Genomic DNA, 23,545 nt, shown 5'->3' on the forward strand with positions numbered 1-23,545 from the left:
CAGCCGGGCGCACTTGGCGATGGTCCTGGTACTGGGCCTGAATCCGCTGGCGCTGGCGATTGCTGCAGAGAACGGCAACGGCACGCTGCAACTGGGCAACATCGAGATCACCGGCAAGGACAGCGCCAGCAGCGTGACCGCACCCGGGGTCACCACCATCGGCAAGATGCCGCTCAAGCTGCGCGAGACGCCGCAGTCGGTGAGTGTGATCGACCATGAACGCATCGAGCAGCAGAACCTGTTCAGTCTCGACGAGGTGATGCAGCAAGCCACTGGCGTCACCGTGCAGCCGTTCCAGCTGCTGACCACCGCTTATTACGTACGTGGCTTCAAGGTCAACTCGTTCGAACTCGACGGCGTGCCGGCCTTGCTCGGCGACACCGCCAGCTCACCGCAGGACATGGCGGTGTACGAACGGGTCGAGATCCTGCGGGGCTCCAACGGCTTGCTGCACGGCAGTGGCAACCCGGCAGCCACGGTCAACCTGGTGCGCAAGCGCCCGCAAAAAGAGTTTGCCGCCAGCACCACCTTGAGCGGCGGCAGTTGGGACCGTTACCGCGGCGAGGTCGATGTCGGCGGGCCGTTGACCGAGTCTGGCAATGTGCGCGGGCGCATGGTCGCCGCCTACGAGGACCGCGACTATTTCTACGACATCGGCAAGCAAGACACTCAGCTGCTGTACGGCATCAGCGAGTTCGACCTGAGCCCGGACACCCTGCTGACCCTGGGCGCGCAGTACCAGACCATCGACTCGGTGACCAACATGGCTGGTGTGCCGATGGCCAAGGACGGCTCGAGCCTGAACCTGCCGCGCTCCACTTACCTGGATGTCGACTGGGACCGCTTCAAGTGGACCACGCGGCGGATGTTCGGCTCGCTCGAGCAGCAACTGGACTACGGCTGGAAAGCCAAGATCGCCGCCGAATACCAGGACGCCGACTCCAGCCTGCGTTATGCCGGCGCCTACGGTGCGATTGACCCCGTCACCGGTGACGGCGGCCGTCTGATGGGCGCGGCGTACAAGTTCGAAAGCACCCAGAAGAGCGTCGATGCCTCGGTCAACGGGCCGTTCTCGCTGTTCGGCCGCAGCCATGAACTGCTGCTGGGCAGCAACTACAGCCAGGGGCAAACCGAGCAGCGCACGGCAGACTTCACCACGCCGTTGAACGTGCCGGTCAACGTCTATCGCTGGGACCCGCACAGCGTGCCCAAGCCGGGTATCGGCGCCTACACATCGCCGGGTTCGACCACCACCACCTCCAAGGGTGTCTACGCGCTGACCCGCTTCAAGCTGCTCGATCCGCTGACCCTGGTGGTCGGTGCCCGGGCCAGCTGGTGGGACCAGGATGCACCGAGCGATCACTTCAAGCCCGGGCGTGAGATCACCCCGTACGGCGGGCTGATCTGGGACTTCGCCCAGGACTGGTCGTGGTACGCCAGTTACGCCGAGGTGTTCCAGCCGCAAACCGGGCAGACCTGGAGCGGCGACCTGCTCAAGCCGGTGGAAGGCAAGACCTACGAGACCGGGGTCAAGGGCGAGTTGCTGGAGGGCCGCCTGAACGTGTCGCTGGCGGCGTTTCGCATCGACCTGGAGAACAATCCGCAGGTCGACCCGGAACACCCCGGCGCCGGCCCCAACACCTACTACATCAGCGGCGGCAAGGTGCGTAGCCAGGGCTTCGAGCTGGAAAGCACCGGCTATATCACCCCGGACTGGAGCCTGTTCGCCGGCTACACCTACACCACCACCGAATACCTCAAGGACACCCGCAGCAACTCCGGCGAGCGCTATGCCGAGTTCACCCCGCGGCACATGCTGCGGTTGTGGAGCCAGTACGAGCTGCCTTGGCAGGAGCGGCGCTGGAGCGTCGGTGCCGGGGTGCAGGCGCAGAGTGATTTCTCTGCGCAGTCGGGCGCCGTATCGATGCAGCAGGGCGGCTATGCGTTGCTCAATGCACGGGTTGCCTATCGCATTGACGAGCACTGGACGGCCTCGCTCAACGGCAACAACCTGGCCGACCGCAAGTATTACCAGAGCCTTTCCAACCCCAGCTGGAACAACCGCTACGGGGAGCCGCGCAGCCTCAACATGACCTTGCGAGGCACGTTCTGATGGCAGCCCCAGGCCTTGGGCCATGGCCGCTGCGCATCAGCCTGGCGCTAGCTGGCAGCGTGCTCAGCAGCCTGCAACTGGCGGTGCTGCTGGCCCGCCACTACCCCTTGGGCGACGGGCTTGAGCGGCTCTATGCGGCGATCTTTATCGGCCTGGGGTTTCTCGTCACGGTGCTGTTGTGGGCGCTGCTGGCGCCGGACTGCAAGCGCGTGGTCTACCGCTCCAGCGCCTGGTTGCTGCTGTTCAGCCCTTGCCTGGCATGGGCAGGAGCCGGGTCATGATGGGCGCACCGCGGGCGCTGGTGCAGCGCGTGCATGCCGGTGCCGGCGGGGTGTTCGGCGTGCTGCTGTTGGTGATTCTGCTCAGCGGCGCCTGGAGCATGGCCCATGAGGACCTGCGCAGCTGGTTTCGCGGCCCGGCAGCCTTGGCGCCAGGGCCGCTGTTGCCCTTGGCGCAATGGCTGCCGGTGGCCAGCCGCCACGGCCTGGCGCCCGAGGCGTTGCAGATTCGTCTGCCCGACGGCGAGCGCGCGGTGGTCGAGCTGTGCGCGCCTGCCAAGCCGTGCAATCTGGCCCTGGACCCGGCCACTGGCCGGGCGCTGGAAACGGAGAACGCCGCCGATATCCTCTTCAACCTGCACAAAAGCCTGTTTGCCGGCTTCCCCGGGCGGGTGCTGATCAGCCTGCTGGGGGTGGTGCTGTTGCTGATGATCTGGGCCGGCAGCGCGCTGCACAGCGGCCGCTTGCAGGACCTTACGCGCTTGCGCCGTGACCGTGGCCCGCGGCTGCTGGCCCACGACCTGCACAGCCTGATCGGCCGCTGGGCCGGGCCGTGGCTGCTGTTGTTCGGGGTTACCGGGGCGATCTCCGGCCTTGGCGCCCTGGGTACCCTGACCCTGGCCGGGCAGGCGTTTCCCGGGGCCCCGCAACAGGCGTTCATGCAGCTGCTGGGCGCACCACCGCAGGTCGATCCGCAGGCGGCGCCGGCCCAGCCGTTCGATCTCGATCAACTGCTGAGCAACGACGCGGCGGCGCACCCGGGCTTCACCGCCCAGAGCGTCACCCTGCATCACTGGGGCGAGCCCGGAGCCTGGCTGGAAGTGGCCGGCATCGAGTCCGGCCTGCCCAGCACCGCAGTGTTCGAGCGCCATGCCTACCGCGGCGATGACGGTAAGCCGCTGGCCACCAGCAGTGCCAGTGGCCGAGGCTTCTGGCTGCAGGCGTTTATCGCGGTGCAGCCGCTGCACTTTGCCGATTATCGCTGGCTGCCCCACGCCGGGCCGCTGTTGCGCGTCGTGCATTTCAGCATGGCCCTGGGCGCCGCAGTGCTGGTGCTCAGCGGCCTGTACCTGTGGCTGGAGCGCCGGCGGCTGAAGGGCGGGGCAGGCTGGCAAGTGCTGCTGCGCCTGGTGGTCGGTGGCGGCGGCGGGTTGCTGGCGGCCAGCGCCGTGCTGCTGTGCGCCGGGGCGCTGGCCAACCTCGGGCTGTTGCCGCGCAGTTCACTGACGGCGTGGTTCTGGGGCTGCTGGATCGCCAGCCTGCTGCTGGCCGCGCTGATGCCGCCGCAGCGCCAACCGCTACGCCTGCTGTTGAGCGTGGCCGGCCTGGCCTTCCTGAGTGCTGGCGCCTTGCACCTGGCTGGCAGCCTGGAACACGCCAACCTGAGCGTCTGGCCGATTGACCTGGTGCTGTTGCTCGCCGGTGCCAGTGCCCTGTGGGCGGTGCGCCGCCTGACTGTTTTTTCGCGTACGGCAAGGGCTGCCGACGCCAACGCTATCTGAATGGAGACTCGCATGCTGGATCTGTTGAAACACTGGCGCATGGTGCTGACCTTCGCCCTGTTGTACCTGTCCCAGGGCATTTGCTTCGGCATCGCCATGGACGCCTTGCCAACCCTGTTGCGCCACGACGGCGCGGCCCTCGATGCCCTGGCCTTCCTGCCATTGGTGGGCCTGCCGTGGGTGGTGAAATTCATCTGGGCGCCGCAGGTCGACAACCACTGGAGCCCGCGCCTGGGGCGGCGGCGCAGCTGGATCATACCGATGCAGATCCTTGTGCTGCTGTGCCTGGTGACCCTGGCGAGCATCGGCCTGAGTGTCGATACCGCCGGCTGGGCCGTGGGCCTGCTGATCCTCGCTTCGTTCGCCAGCGCCACCCAGGACATCGCCACCGACGGCATGGCCGCCGAGTATTTCAGCGACAACATGCTCGCGCGGATCAACGCCATCCAGGTCGGCGGCACCATGTTCGGCTTCTTCGTCGGCGGCGCCGGGGCGCTGCTGCTCAGTGGCCACTTCGGGCAAACCACGGCCTTCGACCTGTTGGCCCTGGTGCCCTTGGCGAGCCTGTGCTGCGTAGCCTGGCTGCACGTGGCACCGGCTAAAGAGAAACAACCCGACGTCGCCCACGCCAGCCTGTTGCGCTTCATCAAGCGGCCCGGGGCGCTGTCGCTGGTGGTGCTGGCATTGCTCTCGGCGATGACCGCGGTGTCTGGCTTTGGCCTGTCGAAACTGTTCCTCAACGATGCTGGCTGGTCGTTGCAGGCCATCGGCCAACTGGGCATGAGCGGCGGCGTGGTGACCATCGTGCTCGGTTGCGGCGGCGGTGCCTGGCTGATCCGTGTGCTGGGCTTGTGGCCGGCGTTCATGCTGGCGGTGGCCATGGCCGGGGTGGCGGCGCTGGTCTGGCTGCTGCAGGCAAGCGGGCTAGTGGCGCCCCGGGTCGAGTTGATCTGGCTGGCGGTAGGGCTTGGCTCGTTTGCCACCGGCGCGACCTCGGTGGCAATCATGACCGCCTCGATGGCGTTTTCCGGGCAAAGCGACCAGGCCGGCACCGACATGACCGCCGTGCAAAGCACCCGCGACCTCGGCGAAATGCTGTCGTCCTCGCTGTTGCTGGGGCTGACCGCGCAGGTCGGTTACAGCGGCGGGTTCCTCACCGGGGCGCTGATGGCGGTGGTGGCGTTGCTGGTGGCGCTGAATCTGGCGCGGTATCGGGTTATTGCGCAGTAGGGGAATCGTCCGCTCGAACGGCGATTAGACGGTGGGAGCGGGCTTGCCCCGCGATAGGGGCATGGCCGCGTGATAGACAATGCCCATGGCCCGGATCGCGGGGCAAGCCCGCTCCCACTTGACCGTCATGCATCGGCGGCAAGCGCGGCTCCCACAGGTACAACGCATGCCTGAAGGCTGGCGATATTCCTGTGGGAGCCGGCTTGCCGGCGATGAGGTCGGTACTGACAACAGAGCTTTAGATCGCTGCCTGCCATGGGTCGAAAACGGCCTTTCGCGAGAGCCAGCAAACAGCTGTGGCTTCAACCGCAGGTGCCTTCGAAACTTGCTTCGATTCTCCGACCGGCCTTGATTCCGCACACCGCCAAAGCCTTGCACGCCTTAGAGCGCTGCACGCTATTTACCCTGTTTGTTGCCAGATTGCTTAGCCGGCACCGAGGATTGCCCCGCGATTCGCTTGACCAGCGTCGCATGACTGCTGGCTTGGTCGCTGCGGGAAATGACCTGGATGACCGCCATGCGCTCGCCGGAGCCTGCGATAAAGGTGCTGTTCAAGGTTTTGCCGCCGCCCAGGGTCGCCGTGCTGTCGATTTGTCGCACGCCAAGGCCGTTGCGGTTCAGGCGTGCTTCGCCGGTTTGTCGAAAGTCCGGCAGCCCGGCACTCTGGCGTTCGACGAAACCGCTGACGGCGCCGTCGAGGAAGGCGTCGTCGTTGTCACCTGGGCGCGACGCTTCGGGGAGCGGTTTTTCGACCACCATGACCACGCGCTTTTCCTGCGCATTGGCATACAGGGTGCCCACGGCGCCGGCGCCTTCGCTGCTCTGTTCGTCGGCGCTCAAGGGGCTAGCGATGAAGCCTGCCGGCAGGGTGAAGCTGAACTTGCCGCCGAGCACCGCGACCTTTACTTCAGCTTTCGCCTGGCTGCCGGCTTTGCTCGCGGCATGCAGATTCGGTAGCGCCAACAGGCCGACAACGGCCAGGGTCAGCGTCAGGGCGGTTTTGTGGAAAATCGTCATACAGCCTCTCGTGGGGCGCGGGGCAGGGCGGGGTGGATATGCTCACATAAACCTGCATGCTCGGTAAGCCCCGGCTTTGCCGTCGGCCAGACGGTCATGGCAGATCGCCTTGCGGGGGCTATCGTTGCTTGTCTAAACAGCAACTACCGACCGAGGGCGGTGCTATGAACACCAGCGATCTACTCGAACAGCTGCTTCGCGCCGGGCAGGGTTCGCAAGCGCAACAAGGGAGCAGCGGCAGGTCCGTGCAAGACGGCCTGGGCGGTCTGGGCGGCTTGCTGGGCGGGCTGCTTGGCGGCGGCAGTGCATCGGCGGGCGGTGCTGGCCTGGGTGGTCTACTGGGCGGGCTGTTGGGGGGCAGCGCGGGTGGCGCTAGCCAGGGGCGCTCCGCCGGAGGCACCCATTACGCGGCCCTGGCGTCGTTGGGCATGATGGCGTTCCAGGCCTATCAAAGCTGGCAGCGCAGCCAGGCGGCGGCCCCGCAACAGGCGCTGCGTACGGTCGATCAATTGTCCGGCGCCGAGGCCGAGGGCCACAGTCATGCAATCTTGCGCGCGCTGATTGCGGCAGCCAAGGCTGACGGTCGTATCGATGAGCAAGAACAAGCGTTGATTTACGCTGAAATCAAACGTCACACCAACGACCCGCAACTGCAGCAATGGCTGGATGAGGAAGTCAGCAAGCCACTGGATGCTGGCGAGGTGGCGCAGTCGGCCCAGGACCCAGGCATGGCAGCGGAAATGTACCTGGCCAGCGTAATGCTGGTGGATGACCAGCAGGACGCAGAGCGGGCCTACCTTGACGAACTGGCCGGCGCGCTGCAGATCGATCCGGCCTTGCAGGTGCACCTGGAACAGCAGGCCAAGGGAAACGCCTGACGCCGCTCAACTGATGAAGATGATCTTCGACACCAGCTCTGCGCTGTTCTTGGCCTGAAGCTTCTTCATCAGCCGGGCGCGGTGGACTTCCACGGTGCGGTGGGAGATACCCAGCTTGCGCGCCACCTCCTTGCAGGTCAGGCCGTTGACGATATGCAGCGAGATCTCGCGTTCGCGCGGGGTCAGCTGGATGGTCGGCGCCGGCTGGCGGTCCAGGCGCTCGAAATGCCAGACCATCAGTTTGAACGGGTCCTCGACCGTCAGCGAAAAGCCGTGGGCCCTGGCCCAGAACACCTCGCCATTACGATGCTGCATGAAACGCTCGTCGGAGTAAAAGGCACCGGGGCCGTTGCGCAGCCAGTGCTCGCTGCGTTCGCCGATGCTCTGGTAGTCGGCGTGGGAGGGGTACAGCAACAGGGTCAGGTTGCCTTGCAGATGCTCGCGCTCGTAGCCGAACAGGCGCTCAAAGGCCTGGTTGCAGTCGAGCATGCGCCGATGGCCGGTAATCATCTGCGGCGCGGGGGAAACCTGGAAGGCCAGGCGCTCAAGGTCCTGGAAGTGCGGGGCGTCTTCGGTCATCGGGCGTCCTGCCTCGGGTTTGTCGGTGTGCACCGGGTTGGCGGGCACTACTTACTGGCGTAAGTAGTTGCCCCAACTAGCGTGGGATTCGGGCGCTGAATCATTGTATGGAATACGCGCTTCAAGGACAGAAGAAAATCACCATGACACACGATTCCGTATCCATCGTCGCGGCTGCCCACAGCCCTTTTGGTCGCCTGGATGGCCTCAACCTCGAAGACCTGATCGTCAAGGTCACCCGCGAAGCCCTGGCAGACGCCGAGATCGACGCCGGCGAGATCGACGCGCTGTTTCTCGGGCACTTCAACTCAGGCCTGGTGGCCGACGGCTTTCCTGCCTCGCTGATGCTTCAAGCCGACCCGCAACTGCGCTTCAAGCCCGCCACCCGCTGCGAGAACGCCTGTGCCTCGGGCTCGGCGGCGATCCAGGCCGGCATCAACGCGATTCGTAGCGGCGCCGCCGACCTGGTGCTGGTGGTCGGCGCCGAGAAAATGACCGGCAACAGCACCGTCGAAGTCACCCGCGCCCTGGCCGGTGCCGGCTACCAGAACGCCATGCAGGAGGCCGGCCTGAGCTTCGCCCAGCTGTTTGGCCAGGTGGCCCAGCAGTATGCCGAACGCTACCACAGCCCGTTGGCCTCGATGGCCGCGATTGCGGTAAAGAACCACGCCAATGCCATGGCCAACCCGTTGGCGCAGATGCACCGGCTGATGGATTTCGAACACTGCAACAATGTTTCCTCGGGCAACCCGCTGATCGCACCGCCCCTGCGCCTGACCGACTGCTCGCTGATCAGTGACGGCGCGGCGGCGATCATCCTCGCCTCGCCGCAGCGTGCGCGCTCGATGCGCCGCCAGGTGGCGATTCGCGCCATGGTCCAGGTCAACGACTTCCTGCCGCTGTCGCGCCGCGATGTGCTGGCCTTCGAGGGACCGCAGCGGGCGATTCAGGGTGCCTTGCGCGAAGCCGGGGTGACCCTTGGCGACCTGAACTTTGCCGAGGTCCACGACTGCTTCACCATCGCCGAGTTGCTGATCTACGAAGCCATGGGCCTGGTCCCCCGCGGTGAAGGCCATCGCGCCCTCGACGACGGTATCGTGCGTCAGGGCGGGCGCCTGCCGGTCAATCTGTCCGGTGGGCTCAAGGCCAAGGGCCATCCTGTGGGGGCCACCGGCGTGTCGATGCATGCCCTGGGCTTTGCCCAGCTGACCGGCGAACCCATCGGCCTGGGCGTGCCCGGTGCCGAGTTCGGCTTGCTGTTCAACATGGGCGGCATGGCCGTGGCCAACTACGCCAGTGTCCTGCAAGCGGTCAAGGCCTGAGGATGAACATCGCCCATTGGCTGCGCGATGCGGCCCAGCGCTGGCCGCAGCGCCCGGCGTTGTTCGAGGGGCAGCGCCAGGTTGCCGACTACCAGGCGTTCGCCGCCCAGGCCCGGGCCCGCGCCGTGCAACTGCGCGAGCAGTACGGCATTGCGCCCGGAGAGCGGGTGGCGCTGTTGATGAAAAACAGCTGCCGCTATCTCGAACTGCTGTACGCCATCTGGTGGAGCGGCGCGGTGGCGGTGCCGATCAACAGCAAGCTGCACGCCCTGGAAGCCGCCTGGGTTGCCGGCAATGCCGGCGCCCGGCTGGTCTACACAGATGACGGCCGGGTGTTCGCCAGCGGCGCCTTGCCGAGCGGCTGCCAAGAACTGGCGACGCACACGCCGAGCCCGCAAGGCCCCTTGGCGGATGAGCAACTGCCCGAGCCGTACCCGCGCCAGGACAGCGACCTGGCCTGGCTGTTCTACACCTCCGGCACCACCGGGCGCTCCAAGGGCGTGATGCTGTCCCATGGCAATTTGATCGCCATGTCCCTGTGCTATCCACTGGACGTCGATGCGGTGGCCGCTGGTGACGCGGTGGTGTACGCCGCGCCGATGTCCCATGGCGCCGGCCTGTACAACTTCATTCATGTGCGCTGTGGCGCCCGCCATGTGGTGCCGGCCTCGCGCGGCTTCCAGGCGGCGGAGCTGTTTGAGCTTGCGCAGCAACTGGGCCAGGTCAGCCTGTTTGCCGCGCCGACCATGGTCAAGCGCATGGTCGACCAGGCGCGCCTGCAGGGGTATGCCGGCGAAGGCATCAAGACCATCGTCTACGGTGGCGGGCCAATGTACCTGGCCGATCTTGCCCAGGCCCTGGACACCTTTGGCCCGCGGCTGGTGCAGATCTACGGCCAGGGCGAATGCCCGATGACCATCAGCGCGCTGTCGCGCCAGGCCATCGCCGATCGCGGGCACGCCGACTGGGCGCAGATCGCCGCCTCGGTGGGGCGTGCCCACGCCTGCGTCGAGGTGCGCGTGGTGGATGCCCAAGGCCAGCCGGTGGCCGCGGGCGAGCCGGGGCAGATCGTGGTGCGCGGGCCAGTAGTGATGCTGGGCTACTGGGACAACCCGCAAGCCACCCAAGAGGCCCTGGTAAACGGCTGGCTGCTGACCGGCGACATTGGCTTTTTCAACCAGCAGGGCTACCTGACCCTCACCGATCGCTGCAAGGATGTGATCATCTCCGGCGGCAGCAACATCTACCCACGCGAAGTCGAGGAAGTGCTGATGCAGCACCCCGAAGTGTTCGAGGTGTGCGTGGTCGGCGAGGCCGATGCCGAATGGGGCGAATCGGTGGTAGCCTTCGTGGCCTTGCGTTCACCCGATAGCCTCGATGCGCAGGCCCTCAACCAGTGGTTTCTGGCGCGCATGGCCTCGTTCAAAAAACCGAAAAAGTTCGTCTTTTGCCCCGAGCTGCCGAAGAACAGCTATGGCAAGATTCTCAAGACCCGCTTGCGCCAGTGGTTACAGGAGCCTTCGCAGCCTCTGATCAACCTCTGACGCGCGGTATTTCATGGATAGCACTACGACAGGAGTCCCCACTATGGGTGTGCCAGCTTCCAACCCCCAGCGCCAGCGGCGCCGGGCCTTTATCGGCGCCACCTCCGGCCACTTGATCGAGTGGTACGACTATGGCGTCTACGGCTTTCTCGCCGTGTACATCGGCAAGGCGTTTTTTGTTTCTGACGACCCCACCAGCAGCCTGCTGGCAAGTTTTGCCGCCTTTGCCCTGAGCTTCTTCATCCGGCCCCTGGGCGGGCTGTTCTTCGGCCCCCTGGCCGACAAGATCGGCCGGCGCAAAACCCTGATCACCGTGCTGGTGATGATGGCCGGCTCGACCTTCCTGCTCGGCCTGTTGCCAACCTACGCCAGCATTGGCATTGCCGCGCCGATAATCCTCGTGTTGATCCGCTGCGTGCAGGGCTTCTCGGCCGGTGGCGAGATCGGCACCATCACCAGCTTCATTTCCGAATACGCCGGCCCCGGCCGCCGCGGCTTTGCCACCTGCTGGCTGATGGTCACCGCGGTGCTCGGCCTGCTGCTGGGCGGCGCCGTGGCCAATGGCATGACCTGGGCCCTGGGCGCCGAGCTGATGCAGGAGTGGGGCTGGCGTATTCCGTTCCTGGTGGCCGGCCCACTGGGCTTCATCTCGATGTACATCCGCCTCAAGCTTGAAGACAGCCCGGAGTTCCTCGCCCTGGTCGAGGCCGGGCAGACCTCCAAGGCGCCACTGCGCGAGGTCTGGCAGTGGAAGCGGGCGATCGCCCTGGTGTTCTTCATCATCACCCTGCACAGCTCGATCTTCTACCTGGTGCTGACCTTCGCCTCGACCTACATGTCCAACACCCTCAAGTTCGACAGCGGCACCACCTTGCTCTACGTCTTCGTCGCCAGCCTCTCGGCGGCGCTGGTGATGCCGCTGGGCGGCGCCTTCACCGACCGTTACGGGCGCAAGCCGTTCTTGCTGGTGATCGGCACCCTGGCAACCCTGGCCATGTACTGGTTCTTCAAGACCGCGCCGGGCGCCACGCCTGCGACCCTGTTCTGGCCGCTGATGGCCGTGGCGATTTTGTTCGGTTTGTACGCGTCCTCGACCTACGCCTTGATGAGCGAGTTGCTGCCCACCCGCATCCGCTCCACCGGCATCGCCGTGGCCTATAACATTCCGGTGGCGGTGTTCGGCGGCAGTGCGCCGCTGATTTCTACCTGGCTGATCAAGGTGACCGGCGACATCACTGCGCCCTGGTATTTCTATGTCGGCACCGGGGTGGCGTCGCTGCTGGCGTTGGTGGTGTTGCGCAAGGAAGATTTTGTCGCGGCTGGCCATGCGGTTGGCAAGGAGGCGGCAGTTCAGGAGTTTTCTGCCTCGGGCGCACGCAACGCCTTGCTGTAGTAGCCGGATGAATCGAAACAGCACACCTGCTTCTTGCCGGATGCAAGCATATCGCAGGCATCGCTTATGCGTTTCGCCCGGGTCTTGAGTTGCTTGGCTGACGTGATCCAGTGGATCCAGTCGACGCGTGCGAGGGTTGTCGTACTGTTCCAGACTTCACGCGCCTCGCCAGCGTTGGCCAGGGCCTGCTGAAAGTCGGCCGGGATGTCGGGCTCGGGCTCCTTCTTCACCGGGGTCAGCTCCAGTGTAACGACATCCCCCACGGCCGCGCCTGCGGCTTCGAGCAAGGCGCTGTTTACCTGCAGCCAATGGCTCAGTTGGCCATCGGGCTCAAGCGTTGCCTGGAAAGGCTGCCCGTTGATGGTGCCTTCAACACTGGTCCGGCCGCGCCGGGGAAGCTGTTCGCTCGCCTCTCTTGGCAGGACGACGAACGCCCACGAGGCATCGTCGCCAGGCTTTGCCGGGCGCAGAAGCTTTGCTTTGAAGCGGGATTTAGCAGCGATTGTTGTCATTGCCACGCCTTCCTGTCCACTCACTGTCGCGTGCAAACGCGACAGTGAGAATAGATTCAGTACAGAAGGTCTAGCTATTGGCCACGGGTCTGTCCAGCGGCTAGGCGGGTTGGGCTACCAGGCGATTGCTGACGTTACGCCCCAGCACCAGCACCGTGACGAAACCGCAGCCCACCAGGGCCGTGGCCAGGCTCAGCAGCACCGAGCTGCCCAGCTGGTCGACGATCTGCCCGCCGAAGAACGAGCCCAATGCGATGATCACCTGGAACATGGCGACAAACAGGGGCATGCCGCGTTCGACATCCTTGGGTGCGACCACAAACATCCAGATGCTGGCGCAGGCCGGGAAGGCGCCGAAGGCGAAGCCCCAGAGCGCGATCAGCAGCGCTGCGCCGGTCATGCCGGTGGCGAAGTAGGGGAACAGCGCGGTGCTGATGGCGATCATCAGGGCGACCAGCATCAGGGTGTGACGCACGCTGCGGTTGGCGGCGAAACCGGCAAAGATATTGCCCGCCACCCCGGCCACGCCATACAGCAGCAACAGTGAGCCAATGGTCGGCCCATCGAAGCCGGCACTCTGTTTGAAGAACGGAGCGACATAGGTGTAAGCGGCAAAGTGCGCCAGGCCAATCAGCAATACCGCAATCAAGCCAACCCGGGCCTGTGGATTGATGAACAGGGCCGGCAGGTCACTGATGCGAATGGCCTTGTCGGGATTGAGCCGCGGCAGCAGGAAGACCTGCGCCAGCAGCACCGGCACGCCGACCAGCGCAGTGACCAGGAAGGTCATGCGCCAGCCCATCAAGCCACTCAGCCAGGTGCCGACGGGCACGCCCAGCACGGTGGCCAGGGTCACACCGACCATGATGATCGAAGTGGCCTGGGCCACGCCCACGCCCTTGGGCGCCAGGCGGCCGCTGAGGGCAATGGCCGTCGCCCAGAAACCGCCGATACTCACGCCCAGCAGAACGCGGCCGAACAGCAGCAGACTGAAGTCGCTGGCGTAGGCCACCACAGCGTTGGCGATGATCATGATCAGCGTCAGGCCGATCAGCAGATAACGCCGGTCCAGCGCGCCAATACCCACCGACAGCAAAGGCGCGGCGAGGGCGGCCATTATGCCGGGCAGGGTAACCATCAGGCCGGCCTGGCCGGCACTGATGCCCAGGTCGCTGGCGACATCGTTGAGCACGCCCACCGGCAGAAACTCACTGGTAACCAGGGCGAAGGCACCCACGGCGACCGAGAGAATCGCCAGCCACTGCTGCTTGACGCTCTGTTGATTATGTTCGGGAAGGCCGTGACGGCCTTGGCTTGCGCTTGGCATGGTGCGGGGTTCCAAGGGGGGATATCGCCTGGGGCAGGCGGGGGGAGCGGGGGAAATCTGCAGGCGATTATAGGGGGTGGTTGTGGCAAGCAGACAGGTGGGGTACTCGATAGTAATCATTAGTGTGATTGATGAGGGCGTTGTTCAGGCAAAGCTTGGCCTTGTACTCACTCGGGTTGCGAGTGCGTTGAACAGCTGGCGCAGGTTCTGAAGTGCTTTCAGAGGCTGTCCGGATCGCCAAAAAACATTTGAATCCGCGACCGCAACCACCGCTCCCCCGGATCATTATCCTGCGACCCGCGCCAGGCCATGTGCAGCTCGAATGTCTGCACATCGAGCGGCGGGTCTTCGGCGCGCAGGCCGCCGGCGGCGGTCAGCACTTCGGCGGTGTAGTCGGGGACGGTGGCGATGATGTCGGTACCGGTCAGCAGGCTGCCCAGGCCGTTGAATTGCGGCACGGCAAGGACTACGTGGCGCTTGCGCCCGACCTTTTCCAGGGTTTCGTCCATGAACCCGCCCAGGTCGCCGGCAAACGACACCAGGGCGTGGGGGCGGGCGCAGAAGTCGTCGAGGCTCAGGCTCCCGGGCATGCTGTCGGCACGCAGGACCTTGGGCTTGCTGCGCCGCAGCACCTTGCGCTTGGCGTTGGCCGGCAGGTCGTTGGTCCAGCTCACGCCGACCGAGATTTCTCCCGAGGCCAGCAGCGCCGGCATCAGCAGGTAGTTGACCCGGCGCACCACCAGGACGATACCCGGGGCTTCGGCGCGTACGCGCTTGAGCAGTTGCGGCAGCAGGGCGAATTCGGCATCGTCCGACAGGCCGATGCGAAACACCGCAGTGCTGGTCGCCGGGTCAAAATCCGCTGCGCGGCTGACTGCGGTGGAGATCGAGTCCAGCGCCGGCGACAGCAGGGCGAAGATCTCCACCGCCCGCGCCGAGGGTTCCATGCTGCGCCCGGTGCGCACGAACAACGGGTCGTCGAACAGGTTGCGCAGGCGCGACAGGGCGGCGCTGATGGCCGGCTGGCCGAGGAAGAGTTTTTCCGCCGCGCGGGTCACGCTACGCTCGTGCATCAGGGTCTCGAAGACGATCAGCAGGTTCAGGTCGACGCGGCGCAAGTCGTTACGGTTCATCGGCTCGGCTTCACAAGGCGGATGGGGCAGGGGTGAATCTTACGGGTAAAGGCTGCTACCCTGCACCGCATAATTTGATGGACGCTGCATTACCATCAATCAATGACAAGCATGTTGACTATTAATGGCCACTGATGGTCTAACCGTCAAAGCCCGGATAGAGTTCAGGGCATTAGAGGTTCAATTGGCGAGGTTTGCGATGTCCCGCATGATCCGTTTCCACAAGTTCGGCCCGGCCGAGGTGCTCAAGATCGAAGAGCAGGCCCCGGCGCAACCGGCGGCTGGCGAGGTGCAGATTCGCGTTGAAGCGATCGGCATCAGCTGGTACGACGTGCTCTGGCGGCAGAACCTGGCGCCGTCCCAGGCGCGCCTGCCTGCCGGTATCGGACACGAGATGGCGGGTGTGGTTACAGCCGTGGGCGAAGGTGTCGATGACCTGGCCATTGGCGACAAGGTTGCCAGCTTTCCGGCCAGCAGTGCCAACGAGCACCCGGTGTACGGCGAAGTCATCGTCATGCCGCGCAATGCCCTGACCCGTTACCCCGAGATTCTCTCGCCGGTCGAGGCCAGCGTGCACTACACGCCGCTGCTGATCGCCTACTTTGCCTTCGTCGACCTGGCGCGGGCCAAGGCCGGGCAAACCGCGCTGATTACCGACGCCAGCCACTGCGCCGGCCCAGCCTTCGTGCAACTGGGCAAGGCCCTGGGCCTTAAGGTGTTTGCCGCGACCAAAGAGGCCGAGCAGCGCGACTACCTGATCAAGCTCGGTGCCGACAAGGTGATCGTCACCGAAGAGCAGGACCTGCTCATGCAGATCAACAAGTACACCGACAACCGCGGTGTCGATATGGTCCTCGACGGCCTTGGCGGGCCGCAGATGGCCTTGCTCGGTGATGCCCTGGCACCGCGTGGCAGCCTGGTGCTGTATGGCCTGCAAGGCGGCAACCAGACGCCGTTCCCGGCCTGTGCGGCGTTCCAGAAGAACATCCAGTTCTTCGTGCATTGCATCGGCAACTTCACCGGCAAGCCGGAGCTGGGCATCAGCCAGGACCAGGTAGCGCTGCAGCGCGCCCTGCGCGATATCAACCAGTTCACCGCCGACAAGCTGCTGACGCCGCTGATCATCAAGACCTACCCGTTCGAGAAGGTGGTCGAGGCGCACCGCTACATGGACGAATGCCCGTGCGGCGGCCGGCTGGTGCTGGACTTGTCGCAGGCGGAGTAAACGCAGCACGACTGTCCATCACGGCAAAAGCCCGAGCATTGACTCGGGCTTTTTTGTGGGTATTTCCCAGGGTTGTTTAGGATGTTTCCGAGGTAACTTTGCCTGCTGGCGCTTGCCTGCTTGCGCTATGTTTGTGCAATAGGAAAAAGCACAGGCAGCCTGTCTGATTATCGGTATTGTCGAAGATGAATCTGAATGGTTTTTTTACCGTGATCTGTATCTTTTATTCGCGGGGCAACGCCCGATAATAGTTCTTCAATAGTCGTCTCACGGAGCGAGGCATGATGGGTCGTAAGCCAGGGGTTAAAGGCGCTGTGCTGCCGGACTGGGGGAGGGAAGAACGATGGTGAGCAAGAGCTTCTGAAGTTATTTCCGTAGGAAGTTGTAGGAAGTTTCTGAGGATAAACTTATTTATCCTTCTTTGCTGATTGAAAGTTCTTCGATGGAATCTTTTTCTTTCAGGTGGCCGTTTATTGAAATCGGGTAGGCGTTATGAGCAGCATTCACGATCAAGCCATGCAGTATATCTACCAGCAAGTATTGGCGCGCTTGCTGGAGCATTTGTCCCAGGCCCAGCGGGCCTCTTTGCAGTTATTGATTCAACGCTTGATTGTCGCGGCGGGCGGCGCCGAGCGCATCAACGGCTTCAGGCTGATGTTCGCCCATGATGGCAGCCAGAATGCCAGCCATGCCCTGGCCTGCCTGCGCGCGGCGCAACTGAGCATTGCCGCGCGCTCGCCGGGCACCTTCGAGCTGCGTATCGCCGTGGTGCGCCAGGCCGGCATGAGTACTACGGCCTTGAACAATATCGAGCAGGGCTTCTCGGCGCTGTTTTTGCACGATGATCCGCGGGTCGAGCTGCTGATGCTCGATGACCAGCAGTTGCTGCCATTCGACCGCCGCCACGCTATTTCCCAGAGCCAGCAACTGGCCGAGCGTCACGAATTGCTGTTGTTCGGGCATTTGCTCGCTGGCGGGCCACGGGCCGGTTTCGGTAGCCATGGCACCCTGCGCCTTGCCGAGCTGTGCCGCCAGGCCATCGGCTGGCGCGGCGGTGTCGATGCCATCATCACCGCCCAGCCGCTGCCCGAGCGCAGGCGCCTGCTGGCCTGGAGCCGCCGCGCCCTGCGCGAGGAAGACCTGCTGTGCATCCGGCCGATTCACAGTTGTGCCACGTCGCTGTGCGAGGGCATGAGCGAGTTGCGCCAGCGTTACCTGCAGCAGCTGTACGGCCAGGCCCGGCCCATGGCTACCGGGCCCAACGGCGATTACTGTGCGCCGGCTATGCGCTTCATCATCATCGATGACCTGGTGCATGACCCCGACCTGCCGTATGACGAGCGCCTGAACCGCTTTCTGGGCTGTCGCTTCGACGAGCAGTACTTTGCCTGCGCGCAGGCGGGCACCGCCAACCCGCTGTTGCTGGCGCACCTGAGCGGGCTGCACGGGCAGTTCATCGAAGACAGCGACTACCGCGAAGGCGTCGATGCCTACCTGCGCCAGGCGCGCCAGCGCATGCAGCGCAAGGGCCTGCCGCGCACGTTGCAGGTGCGCCTGCTGGGCCGCTGGCAGCACGCCGAGCAGTTACAGCAACGCCGTAGCCAGGCCAGCGACTTCGCCTTGCAGGCCTACGGCTTGAGCGAAGCGCAGCTGGTCTGCCAGTTGTTTGCGCCGTTTGTTTCCCGGGGCCTGCGCCTTGAGGTGTTTTTGCGCCGCTGTCACCCCGGCATGCTGGTGGCCTTGCCTTACCTGCACAAGGCCCTGCAACGATTGCCGGCGCCGGAGCCGGTGGTGCAGTGGATGGTCGACATCAGTGGCCTGGACCTGCCACTGCTGCAGATGCTCTATCTGCGTGAACCGGAAAGCTGGGCCCGGCCGCGTTCGTTGCTGGCGCGAATCCAGGGCCGCGGCGCCGACCTGCGCCACCTGCGCGTGCAGCCGCCGTCCTGGGCCTGGCTCAAGGCAGAGCAGCCAGGCCGGTACTGATGAAAGCCCCGCACAGTAGCGAGTTCGCCTACCGGGCGGTGTATCGCTACCTGGTTGAGCTGATCGAGCAGATGGCGCCGGGCAGCTACAGCCGGATGCCGTCGTTGCGCGACCTGGCCCAGCGCCTGAACGTGTCGATTTCGACGGTCCAGTACGCCTATTCGCTGCTTGAGCACGAAGGGCGGGTGCAGCCGGTGCCCAAGTCGGGCTACTACGCCAGGGGGCCGGCCCTTGAGCCGGCACGGCCCAGCGCTGGCGATCTGCTCCAGGATTTGCAGCAGCACGCCAACTCGGCGCGCATGCTGGTGCTCAGCGGCGGCCAGGAGCAGGCGCCGCAGTCACTGGAGGCAACCTTGCTGGGCATCGAGCGCCAGTTGCTGCGCCAGTACCCGCGCCTGGGCGGCGCCCCCCAGCCCTGTGGCGAGCTGGAACTGCGCACCGCCCTGGCGGCGCGCTATACCCGCTCGGCGCAGTTGTACTGGAGCGCCGAGGATGTCTACCTGGCGCTGGACCTGCGCTCGTTGCTGGAGACCACCCTGGCCGCCCTTGAACTGCACAACAGCGCCGTGGTGGTGACCACGCCCTGTTCCTGGCGTTTGCTGCGGGTGTTTCAGGCGGCGCGGATACGGGTGCTCGAAGTGCCCTTGCAGGCCGACGGCGGCCTTGATCTCGAGCGCTTTGCCCGGCTGCTGCGCGACGAGCCGGTACGCCTGGCGATGCTGGCCTCGCGCCTGAGCCTGCCCCATGGCAGCATCATGCCCGAGGCCGCGCGCCAGGCCGTGGCCAGGTTGCTCAACCAGCACGGCGTGTGGCTGCTGGAAAACGACCTGGACAGCGAATTGTGCCTCAGCCCAGGCTCTGGCGCTGACCTGCGCGAACTGGTCGACCCGCAGCGCCTGCTGGTGTTCTCGTCGCTGGAGCGCAGCGTTGGCGCCGAAGCGCCTTACGCCTTCCTGCTGTCGCGCCAGTGGCACGGGCCCTTGCTGCGCCAGTTCCTGCTGCGCGGGTTTCGCCTGCCGCCGTTGCGCCAGCAAGCCGTGGCCAGGCTGTACAGCAAGGGCCGTGTCGATGTGCACCTGGAGCAACTGCGGGCGCGTCTGCACGAGCGCCTGGGCCTCCTGTACCGGCAGATGCAGCTGTACCTGGGCTCGCAGCTGGAGTTCCAGATGCCCGCCGGCGGTGGCTGCATCTGGGCCCGGGTATGCGCCCCGGTAGAGACCCGGCCGTTGTTCCATCGCCTGCTGCAGCAGGGCCTGGTGATTGCCCCGGGCGAGCTGTTCAGCCTGCAGGGCGATTTTCGCCAGCACCTGCGCCTGGGCTGGCCAGCCGGGCCGCAAGGGGACTTGCCCTACGGCTTGAGTGTGCTCAGTGATGAGTTGCGGCGCAGCAACGGTTTAAATTAGTATTGAAAATCGTTATCAATTACAAAAAAACCGCCACCCCATGAGCGATGTGCTGCCTTCTGCCGACTCCCACCTGCGTACTGTCGAGGCGCTGTACAGTGGCCATCACGGCTGGCTGTACGCCAGGCTGCGCAAGGGCCTGGGCAATGCGCTGGATGCAGCAGACCTGGCGCAGGATACCTTCACCCGCATCCTCGCTTCGAAGGTGGCGGTGTTCGACAACCCGCGGGCGTATCTGAACTGCGTCGCCGGCGGCATTCTCGCCAACTGGTGCCAGCGCAAATCGCTGGAGCGCGCCTACCTGACGGCGCTGGCGCAACTGCCGGTGCCCGAGGCGCCGTCCCCAGAGCAGCGCCTGCTGGTGCTTGAGACCCTGCACGAAATCGATGCCATGCTCGATGCCCTGCCAGCGGTGGTCCGGCGCACCTTTTTGCTGTCGCAACTGAATGGCATGAAGTACGCCGAGATTGCCGAACAGCTCGGCGTTTCGCTGATCAGCGTCAAACGCTACATGAAACAGGCCTTCTTGCAGTGCCTGACGCTGGTGGAGTGATGACGTCAACCGCGATTGACCCGCAAGCGCTCGATGAAGCGGCGCAATGGCTGATGTGCCTGAGCGAAGGCGAGGCCTCTGAGGCCGAGCAGGCGGCGTGGGCGGCCTGGCGCACCAGCAGCGTCGAACGTGAGCGCGCCTGGCAGCGCGCCGAATTGTTGCTGGGCAAACTCGGCGGCTTGCCGCCGGCGCTGGCCATGTCGGCGCTCGATCGCCCGGCAGACCCGCGCCGGCGCGCCGCCATCGCCCGCCTGGCGTTGATGCTCGCGGCAGTGCCAGCCGCCTGGGCCGGCTGGAAGGTCAGCGACGAGCAAGCGTGGATGGCCGACTACCGCTCTGCGCTGGGCGAGTGCCGCGAGTTGACCCTGGCCGACGGCACCCGGGTGTTCCTCAACACCGACTCGGCCATCGATGTGCGCTATGACGCGCAGCAGCGCTTCATCCAGTTGCGGCGTGGCGAAATCCTCGTGCACACCGCCACCGACCGCCAGCAGCCGCCACGGCCGTTGCGGGTTGGCACCCGCGAAGGCCGCATGCAAGCGCTGGGCACGCGGTTTTGCGTGCGCGAGCAGGGCGGGCGGACTTACCTGGCGGTGCTCGAAGGGGCCGTCCGCATCGAACCGGCCAATGCACGCCCTGGCGCGGTGCAGGTTGTCCGCGCCGGAGAAAAGACCGACTTCGATGCCCACAGCAGCCGTGCACCACAGGCGGTCGACGCCAGCATCAGCGCCTGGACCCAGGGCATGCTGCTTGCCGACCGCATGCGCCTGGAAGATTTTGCCGCTGAGCTTGGCCGTTATCGGCGCGGTTTCATCCGCTGCGACCCGCAGATCGCCGACCTGCGCGTATCGGGCGCATTCCCGCTCAACGACAGCCAGCGCAGCTTGAACATGCTGGCAGCGACCTACCCGCTGGCGGTCAAGGCGCACCTGAACGGCTATTGGCTGTTGCTCACGCCGGCCTGAGTCAGGCGCAGGAAAATAAACCTGGCTGGCGCTGATACTTTTTTGCGTTTCGACTGGCAAGGGGAGTGCACCCCTCATTTATCCAGTCCAAAGGATCCCTCAGTCATGTCTGTTGCAAGTCGCCCTCGCGCTCAACGTCCCCTGGCCCTGGCCGTGCGTAGCGCCATGCTCGGTCTTACCCTGGTCGCAGGCAGTGGCGCCTCGTGGCTTGCCGCCGCGCAGCCATTGGATGCCGTCGCCGCCCAGGCCTACGACATTGCGCCAGGGCCGCTGGGGCGCGTGCTGTCGAGCTTTGCCATGGCCTCTGGTATGGCCTTGTCGTTCGAACCGGCACTGACCGAAGGGCAGCACAGCCAGGGCCTGCGCGGCAGCTACACAGCGCACGACGGCGCGGCGCGGCTGTTGGCCGGCAGCGGCCTGCAATTGCTTGAGCGCGCCGACGGCAGTTTCACCCTCGCCAGGCTGCCTGCCGGCGGCGACGGCCTGACTCTGGACGCCACCACCATCGAGGCCACCAGTACCCGCGCAGGTGGCCTGCCCGAGGCCTATGCCGGTGGCCAGGTGGCCCGTGGCGGGCGCGTGGGCATGCTCGGCAACAAGGACGTGATGGACACGCCGTTCAGCGTCACCAGCTACACCGCCAAGACCCTGGCCGACCTGCAGACGGTCACCGTCGCCGATGCCCTGGAACGCGACCCGTCGGTGCGCTCGACCGGGCAGACCGGCGGGATCGTCGACTCGTTCTTCATTCGCGGCTTTGCTGTGGGCGAAGGCAACCTCGGTGAGCTGGCCTTCGACGGCGTGTATGGCGTGGCGCCCAACTACCGGGTGTTTACCGAATACGCCGAACGGGTCGAGGTACTCAAGGGGCCCGGGGCGCTGATGTATGGCATTTCCCCCAACAGCGGCGTCGGCGGGGTGATCAACATCGTGCCCAAGCGCCCGCTGGCCGAAGACCTGACCCGTTTTACCGCCAGCTACAGTTCCGACACCCAGGTGGGCGGGCACCTGGACATCAGCCGCCGCTTCGGTAGCGAGAAAGCGTGGGGCGTACGTTTCAACGGCAGTGTCGCCCAGGGCGATACGGCCATTGACGATCAGCAACGCGCCCTGGATATCGGCGCCATTGCCCTGGATTACCAGGGCGAGCGCTTGCGCCTGAACCTTGACTTCATCAGCCAGAAAGAAAAATGGGACGCCTCCTCGCGGCCCTTTACCGTCGCCCCGGGCATCGACGTGCCCTCGGCGCCGAACGGGCGCAGCAACCTGCCGCAGGACTGGGGCTGGTCCAATACCCGCGAGCAATCGGCACTGCTCGGCGGCGAGTATGACCTGAACGACTCCGTCACGGTGTTTGCCCACGCAGGCGGCGGCAAGGCGGACGTCAAGCGGATGTCCGACCAGGTACCGCGAATCCTCAACGAGGCGGGCGACACCAGCAACATTCCCGGCTACTACAAGTTCAACGTCGACCGTTCGACGGCGGACGTGGGCATGCGCGCGCTGTTCGACACCGGCCCGGTCACCCATACGGCCACGCTGATGGCGACCCGTTATCAGGACGAATTGTCCCGGGGCATCAACAACGGCAGCGAAATCCTCTCCAACATCTACCACCCGATCGATGTGCCCAAGCAGTACATCAGTGCGCCGAAGGTGCTGCGCATCTCCGAGTCGGAACTCTCCGGCGTGGCGTTGACCGACACCTTGTCGGTGCTCGAAGACCGCCTGCAACTGACCCTGGGTGTGCGTCGCCAGGAAATCGAGTCGCGCAACTACAGCGCCACCGGGGTAGTGAGCTCACGCTACAAGGACAGCGCCACCACGCCGGTGGTCGGCCTGGTGGTCAAGCCCTGGGACGACGTCTCGTTCTACTACAACTACGTCGAAGGCCTGAGCAAGGGCGATATCGCCCCGGCCACGGCGGCCAACGCCGGTGAGGCCTTTGCGCCCTACGAGTCAAAGCAGCATGAACTGGGGGTCAAGTACGAGCACGGCACTTTCATGACCACCCTGGCGCTGTTCCAGATCGAGAAACCCAGTGGCGAACTGGCAAGCGGCAATGTCTTCTCGGTGCAGGCAGAACAGCGCAACCGCGGGATCGAACTGAGCATGTTCGGTGAAGTTGCGCCTGGCACCCGCTTGCTCGGCGGGGTGACGCTGCTCGACGGCGAGCTGACCGACTCGGCCACCGCTGCCAACCGGGGCAATGAGCCGGTGGGGGTGCCGGATGTCCAGGCCAACCTCTGGGCCGAGTGGGACACCCCCTGGGCCGAGGGCTTCACCCTGACCGGTGGGGCGATCTACACCGGTAGCCAGTACATCAACCAGGCCAATACCCAGGAGCTGGACGCCTGGACCCGCGTTGATGCCGGTGCCCGCTACAGCACCCGCATCGACGGGCGCCCGACCACCTTCCGGGCCACGCTGCAGAACGTCTTCGACCGCGAATACTGGTCGGGCGTAGCCTCTTATGGCGCCATCTCGCCGGGCTATCCGCGAACCTTGCAGCTGTCGGCGACGGTGGACTTCTGATGCGCTAGGCAGCGCGTTGGTCGCCCGCAGGTTGCCAGAGGGCGGCGTCT

19 protein-coding genes are annotated in these 23,545 nt (G+C 65.2%); 14 read left to right on the plus strand and 5 right to left on the minus strand.

Translation table 11 applies throughout. From position 1 onward, the window contains the following. The first annotated feature begins 19 nt into the window (after positions 1 to 19). Genes UB48_RS14360 through UB48_RS14375 form a run of 4 tightly spaced genes read left to right on the plus strand, consistent with a single transcriptional unit; the run spans position 20 to position 5,123 of the window. Positions 20 to 2,113, plus strand: a complete 2,094-nt coding sequence (locus UB48_RS14360; RefSeq protein WP_082075444.1) for a TonB-dependent siderophore receptor — start codon at positions 20 to 22, stop codon at positions 2,111 to 2,113. Continuing rightward, complete coding sequence (locus UB48_RS14365; protein ID WP_045198145.1) at positions 2,113 to 2,394, plus strand: hypothetical protein; 282 nt, start codon at positions 2,113 to 2,115, stop codon at positions 2,392 to 2,394. Before UB48_RS14360 ends, UB48_RS14365 begins: the two co-directional genes overlap by 1 nt. Then, on the plus strand, positions 2,391 to 3,893 hold the full coding sequence (locus UB48_RS14370; RefSeq protein WP_045198147.1) for a PepSY domain-containing protein: 1,503 nt from the start codon (positions 2,391 to 2,393) through the stop codon (positions 3,891 to 3,893). The genes UB48_RS14365 and UB48_RS14370 overlap by 4 nt, the downstream gene beginning before the upstream one ends. A 12-nt stretch (positions 3,894 to 3,905) precedes the next feature. Beyond that, positions 3,906 to 5,123 carry a RhtX/FptX family siderophore transporter gene (locus UB48_RS14375; RefSeq protein WP_045198149.1) on the plus strand — a complete coding sequence of 406 codons (1,218 nt, stop codon included), beginning with the start codon at positions 3,906 to 3,908 and terminating at the stop codon, positions 5,121 to 5,123. A 396-nt stretch (positions 5,124 to 5,519) separates the two neighbouring features. Here the strand turns inward: UB48_RS14375 and UB48_RS14380 are convergent, their stop codons facing one another. Continuing rightward, complete coding sequence (locus UB48_RS14380; RefSeq protein ID WP_045198150.1) at positions 5,520 to 6,140, minus strand: hypothetical protein; 621 nt, start codon at positions 6,138 to 6,140, stop codon at positions 5,520 to 5,522. 164 nt (positions 6,141 to 6,304) lie between these two features. On the opposite strand from UB48_RS14380, the gene UB48_RS14385 reads away from it, so the two are divergent. Next, complete coding sequence (locus UB48_RS14385) at positions 6,305 to 7,018, plus strand: tellurite resistance TerB family protein (protein WP_045198152.1); 714 nt, start codon at positions 6,305 to 6,307, stop codon at positions 7,016 to 7,018. Positions 7,019 to 7,024: 6 nt separating this feature from the next. On the opposite strand, the gene UB48_RS14390 is transcribed toward UB48_RS14385, so the two are convergent. After that, entirely contained in the window at positions 7,025 to 7,597 is a 573-nt protein-coding gene (locus tag UB48_RS14390) for a LuxR C-terminal-related transcriptional regulator (protein ID WP_045198154.1), read from the minus strand. Positions 7,598 to 7,740: 143 nt separating this feature from the next. On the opposite strand from UB48_RS14390, the gene UB48_RS14395 reads away from it, so the two are divergent. The 3 genes from UB48_RS14395 to UB48_RS14405 are packed head-to-tail and all read left to right on the plus strand — an operon-like array spanning position 7,741 to position 11,856. Beyond that, the gene (locus UB48_RS14395) at positions 7,741 to 8,919 is read left to right on the plus strand and encodes an acetyl-CoA acetyltransferase (protein WP_045198156.1); all 1,179 of its coding nucleotides are present in this window, start codon (positions 7,741 to 7,743) and stop codon (positions 8,917 to 8,919) included. Positions 8,920 to 8,921: 2 nt separating this feature from the next. After that, positions 8,922 to 10,463: a class I adenylate-forming enzyme family protein gene (locus tag UB48_RS14400; protein WP_045198158.1), complete on the plus strand. Its 1,542-nt coding sequence runs from the start codon at positions 8,922 to 8,924 to the stop codon at positions 10,461 to 10,463. Positions 10,464 to 10,506: 43 nt separating this feature from the next. Beyond that, complete coding sequence (locus UB48_RS14405; RefSeq protein ID WP_045198160.1) at positions 10,507 to 11,856, plus strand: MFS transporter; 1,350 nt, start codon at positions 10,507 to 10,509, stop codon at positions 11,854 to 11,856. On the opposite strand, the gene UB48_RS14410 is transcribed toward UB48_RS14405, so the two are convergent. From UB48_RS14410 to UB48_RS14420, 3 genes are all read right to left on the minus strand, one after another. Further along, positions 11,814 to 12,368 carry a YdeI/OmpD-associated family protein gene (locus tag UB48_RS14410; RefSeq protein ID WP_045198162.1) on the minus strand — a complete coding sequence of 185 codons (555 nt, stop codon included), beginning with the start codon at positions 12,366 to 12,368 and terminating at the stop codon, positions 11,814 to 11,816. The genes UB48_RS14405 and UB48_RS14410 overlap by 43 nt on opposite strands. Before the next feature lie 100 nt (positions 12,369 to 12,468). Next, entirely contained in the window at positions 12,469 to 13,695 is a 1,227-nt protein-coding gene (locus UB48_RS14415; protein ID WP_045198164.1) for an MFS transporter, read from the minus strand. A 218-nt stretch (positions 13,696 to 13,913) separates the two neighbouring features. After that, on the minus strand, positions 13,914 to 14,828 hold the full coding sequence (locus tag UB48_RS14420; RefSeq protein ID WP_045198166.1) for a LysR family transcriptional regulator: 915 nt from the start codon (positions 14,826 to 14,828) through the stop codon (positions 13,914 to 13,916). A gap of 199 nt (positions 14,829 to 15,027) precedes the next feature. Between UB48_RS14420 and UB48_RS14425 the strand changes: the two genes are divergently transcribed. The 6 genes from UB48_RS14425 to UB48_RS14450 all read left to right on the plus strand — a co-directional run bounded on the left by UB48_RS14425 (position 15,028) and on the right by UB48_RS14450 (position 23,495). Further along, positions 15,028 to 16,053 carry a zinc-dependent alcohol dehydrogenase family protein gene (locus UB48_RS14425; protein WP_045198168.1) on the plus strand — a complete coding sequence of 342 codons (1,026 nt, stop codon included), beginning with the start codon at positions 15,028 to 15,030 and terminating at the stop codon, positions 16,051 to 16,053. Between the two features lie 492 nt (positions 16,054 to 16,545). Continuing rightward, complete coding sequence (locus UB48_RS14430; RefSeq protein ID WP_052676520.1) at positions 16,546 to 18,039, plus strand: hypothetical protein; 1,494 nt, start codon at positions 16,546 to 16,548, stop codon at positions 18,037 to 18,039. Further along, positions 18,039 to 19,442 carry a PLP-dependent aminotransferase family protein gene (locus UB48_RS14435; protein ID WP_045198170.1) on the plus strand — a complete coding sequence of 468 codons (1,404 nt, stop codon included), beginning with the start codon at positions 18,039 to 18,041 and terminating at the stop codon, positions 19,440 to 19,442. Before UB48_RS14430 ends, UB48_RS14435 begins: the two co-directional genes overlap by 1 nt. Positions 19,443 to 19,482: 40 nt before the next feature. Continuing rightward, positions 19,483 to 19,995, plus strand: coding sequence for a sigma-70 family RNA polymerase sigma factor (locus UB48_RS14440; RefSeq protein WP_045198172.1), 513 nt, complete (start codon positions 19,483 to 19,485; stop codon positions 19,993 to 19,995). After that, positions 19,995 to 20,960: a FecR domain-containing protein gene (locus UB48_RS14445; protein WP_045198174.1), complete on the plus strand. Its 966-nt coding sequence runs from the start codon at positions 19,995 to 19,997 to the stop codon at positions 20,958 to 20,960. Before UB48_RS14440 ends, UB48_RS14445 begins: the two co-directional genes overlap by 1 nt. Positions 20,961 to 21,065: 105 nt before the next feature. Further along, positions 21,066 to 23,495, plus strand: coding sequence for a TonB-dependent receptor (locus UB48_RS14450; RefSeq protein ID WP_045198177.1), 2,430 nt, complete (start codon positions 21,066 to 21,068; stop codon positions 23,493 to 23,495). Positions 23,496 to 23,545: the final 50 nt, after the last annotated feature.

Source organism: Pseudomonas sp. 2(2015), from assembly GCF_000955865.1.
GTDB lineage: Bacteria > Pseudomonadota > Gammaproteobacteria > Pseudomonadales > Pseudomonadaceae > Aquipseudomonas.

Coding starts and splice junctions, on each gene's coding strand:
- UB48_RS14405 (WP_045198160.1), top strand. CDS start 10,507: ATGGGTGTGCCAGCTTCCAACCCCCAGCGCCAGCGGCGCCGGGCCTTT.
- UB48_RS14375 (WP_045198149.1), top strand. CDS start 3,906: ATGCTGGATCTGTTGAAACACTGGCGCATGGTGCTGACCTTCGCCCTG.
- UB48_RS14390 (WP_045198154.1), bottom strand. CDS start 7,597: ATGACCGAAGACGCCCCGCACTTCCAGGACCTTGAGCGCCTGGCCTTC.
- UB48_RS14410 (WP_045198162.1), bottom strand. CDS start 12,368: ATGACAACAATCGCTGCTAAATCCCGCTTCAAAGCAAAGCTTCTGCGC.
- UB48_RS14425 (WP_045198168.1), top strand. CDS start 15,028: ATGTCCCGCATGATCCGTTTCCACAAGTTCGGCCCGGCCGAGGTGCTC.
- UB48_RS14430 (WP_052676520.1), top strand. CDS start 16,546: ATGAGCAGCATTCACGATCAAGCCATGCAGTATATCTACCAGCAAGTA.
- UB48_RS14440 (WP_045198172.1), top strand. CDS start 19,483: ATGAGCGATGTGCTGCCTTCTGCCGACTCCCACCTGCGTACTGTCGAG.
- UB48_RS14380 (WP_045198150.1), bottom strand. CDS start 6,140: ATGACGATTTTCCACAAAACCGCCCTGACGCTGACCCTGGCCGTTGTC.
- UB48_RS14395 (WP_045198156.1), top strand. CDS start 7,741: ATGACACACGATTCCGTATCCATCGTCGCGGCTGCCCACAGCCCTTTT.
- UB48_RS14365 (WP_045198145.1), top strand. CDS start 2,113: ATGGCAGCCCCAGGCCTTGGGCCATGGCCGCTGCGCATCAGCCTGGCG.
- UB48_RS14415 (WP_045198164.1), bottom strand. CDS start 13,695: ATGCCAAGCGCAAGCCAAGGCCGTCACGGCCTTCCCGAACATAATCAA.
- UB48_RS14385 (WP_045198152.1), top strand. CDS start 6,305: ATGAACACCAGCGATCTACTCGAACAGCTGCTTCGCGCCGGGCAGGGT.
- UB48_RS14445 (WP_045198174.1), top strand. CDS start 19,995: ATGACGTCAACCGCGATTGACCCGCAAGCGCTCGATGAAGCGGCGCAA.
- UB48_RS14360 (WP_082075444.1), top strand. CDS start 20: ATGGTCCTGGTACTGGGCCTGAATCCGCTGGCGCTGGCGATTGCTGCA.
- UB48_RS14400 (WP_045198158.1), top strand. CDS start 8,922: ATGAACATCGCCCATTGGCTGCGCGATGCGGCCCAGCGCTGGCCGCAG.
- UB48_RS14420 (WP_045198166.1), bottom strand. CDS start 14,828: ATGAACCGTAACGACTTGCGCCGCGTCGACCTGAACCTGCTGATCGTC.
- UB48_RS14450 (WP_045198177.1), top strand. CDS start 21,066: ATGTCTGTTGCAAGTCGCCCTCGCGCTCAACGTCCCCTGGCCCTGGCC.
- UB48_RS14370 (WP_045198147.1), top strand. CDS start 2,391: ATGATGGGCGCACCGCGGGCGCTGGTGCAGCGCGTGCATGCCGGTGCC.
- UB48_RS14435 (WP_045198170.1), top strand. CDS start 18,039: ATGAAAGCCCCGCACAGTAGCGAGTTCGCCTACCGGGCGGTGTATCGC.